The organism is uncultured Brachyspira sp. (assembly GCF_944390595.1).
GTDB lineage: Bacteria > Spirochaetota > Brachyspiria > Brachyspirales > Brachyspiraceae > Brachyspira.
On the sequence record NZ_CALXRN010000107.1, the window covers coordinates 1 to 2,529 of the forward strand.

4 protein-coding genes are annotated in these 2,529 nt (G+C 21.1%); all 4 read left to right on the forward strand.

What is annotated here, in order from left to right; genetic code table 11:
* On the forward strand, positions 1–467 hold a 467-nt coding region (locus Q0J90_RS05790; protein ID WP_297276999.1), incomplete at its 5' end, for a hypothetical protein.
* Between the two features lie 25 nt (positions 468–492).
* Positions 493–876, forward strand: coding sequence for a hypothetical protein (locus tag Q0J90_RS05795; RefSeq protein ID WP_297277000.1), 384 nt, complete (start codon positions 493–495; stop codon positions 874–876).
* 142 nt (positions 877–1,018) lie between these two features.
* Positions 1,019–1,699, forward strand: a complete 681-nt coding sequence (locus tag Q0J90_RS05800) for a hypothetical protein (protein WP_269985430.1) — start codon at positions 1,019–1,021, stop codon at positions 1,697–1,699.
* Between the two features lie 192 nt (positions 1,700–1,891).
* The coding region (locus Q0J90_RS05805) for a hypothetical protein (protein WP_297277001.1) at positions 1,892–2,529 on the forward strand (638 nt) is incomplete at its 3' end.

Sequence of the window (2,529 nt, forward strand, 5' to 3'; positions counted from 1 at the left end):
TATTAATTATAATGATAATAATACAATGTCTTTTAGTATCATGTTATGACACAGCAGAAAAAAGAACAGAAAAATGGATAGATAAAGTATCAGGAAAAGCATACAGCTATGAAGAAGGCAATGAAAAAATTTGGATTGGATTTTCAGATTATAATTTTGTTATTCAGTCATTGGAAGATGAAAATAATTTGTGGGGAGCTATAGCTAATTTACTAGTATTTATAGGAACAGCTGCTTCTTCTCAATATTTAGAATCTCCCAAAAAAGATACAGCCTTATTTAAATTTGTAGATTCATATATGTATTTTGAAATTAAAAATGATACTATAACTAGCTATTCATCGGATACAACAAATAATATTACAAAAAGTACAAATATCATCATATTTAAATATGATGATGAAATAACAAAAAAATATGTTACAAATTTGATGGAAATGAATGATTATTTTGCAACAAATGAGTAATATATTTTCATAAAAAGGAAAACAAATGAAAAAACTTATAGAAAGAATTAAAATATTTTGGAGTATGTATATAGTATTATTCATAATATTCTGCATAGGTTCTATGATAATTATGGGAAAAATAAATAAAGATGCTGTATCAATACCAATTATTATTATAATAGCCATTGCTTTTATAATAATATCAATATTATCTATTACATCATCTCAAGACGGTAAATTATTTAGTATACTCTACAAATCAAGCAGAATTACCAGATATATAATGAGCATATTTACAGAAGCATATAGAAGATACGGAGTTGTAACTAAAGATAAAAGATTAGTATGTTCAAAATGCGGACTTACTTATCCAAGAACTCACTCATCTAAATGCAACAGATGCGGAGGAAGTTTACATTGGAATTGATATATTTTTATATAATATAAGATAATTAATAATCTATAAAATCAATCATATTAAAAAATTAGGGCTGTATATTTTCATGTAGCTCTAATACTAAAAAATTGTATTAAATTGATAAACTATAATTTATAAGGAAATATTTTTTATGGAAGAATTAATAAAAATTCAAAATGAAATCAAAGAAATGGATAAACAAATCCTAGAAATTTGTAAAGAGAATAAAGAAATTGATAAACAATATACAGGTATGCAAATATATTTTAGCCCTTTAGTTATAAATCCTACAATAATGTTTTTAGGAATTAATACAGGAGCTGGTAATTTAAAATGGACAAACAAAAGAGCACAAAGATTTGAACCTTTAGATGAAATAGATTATATAAAATATGGATATAGATTTGCAATACAAAATAGAAAATTATTTGAAAGTATAGGAAGAATTGATTTATTAAAGAATGCTTTCAAAACTAATTTATATTATATAGGAACTGAAAATCAAAAAAATATAAAAAAACTATTTACTAATCTTCAAAATATTACAGGTATTGACTATTATAATAAATTTCATCAATATATAAAAATATTAATAAAAAATATAAAACCTCAAATATTAATTTGTGAAGGAAAATATGTATTTAATGTAATAAAATTAATATACCAAATAGAAAATAAAAGTATAAGAAAAGTTGAAAATAGTCATATAGTAGTAACAAAATTACATAATATACATATAGTAGGATACAATAGATTTTCAAGCAGTATAATAAATAGAGAGATACTTGCAAAAGAATTAAAAAAATTAATAAATGATGTAGAAACCTATTAATAAATTATAATAGACTTGTTTCATAAGTTCTTGACAAAGAAAATATTTTAATGTTATTTTTTTTATTGTTCTTTTTTCCACAGCAAAAAGAACAATAAAATGGAAATAAAACACTTAAAAAATAAAAAATATATTAATAATTAAATTCTAAAATACTTTTGAAACAAGTTTAATCTATAAAAGGATAAAATTATGAAAAAACTAATAATATTTTTTATGTTTATAATTAATTTTAATATATTTTGTTTTGATATGTATGGGGTTGATGCATTTAGAACAAACTATTTTAAAAATTTTAACTATGAAGAACATGAAAATGCTAAAGCAATGTATGAGAGTATATTTGGTTGGGGAGGAATTATTAACAATAATGTTAGTGATAACAAATGGATAAATAATGAAAAAAATCAATTAATAATAGATTTCTTATATTATCTATTTGATATAAAATATAATAAAATAAATAATGATTATGATGCCTTAAGATTTAAAGATTTATCTTATGAAACAATTAAAAACATATTTTGGATAGATAGAGGAGCTTACAATCCATTTGTATCATACCGTTTTATTAATGGAAAACCTTATACATATTATCATATAAGAAATTTAATTAATATTGCTTTAAACGATAAAGATTTTACAGAAAAAGATATTAACGAATTATCTAGATCTTATTATGATTCTCATTTATTTTATGCATATAAATATAAAGGCGTTGATAATATAGAATATTTGATAAGAACAAATCCTACATTTAAAAAATTTTCTTCTTACAACAATATAGATATAGAAGGTGTTTTAGGAATAACAAATTATATATATTATAA

Excerpts from the sequence above, each read along its gene's own strand:
- Q0J90_RS05795 (WP_297277000.1), top strand. The coding sequence starts at position 493 with ATGAAAAAACTTATAGAAAGAATTAAAATATTTTGGAGTATGTATATA.
- Q0J90_RS05800 (WP_269985430.1), top strand. The coding sequence starts at position 1,019 with ATGGAAGAATTAATAAAAATTCAAAATGAAATCAAAGAAATGGATAAA.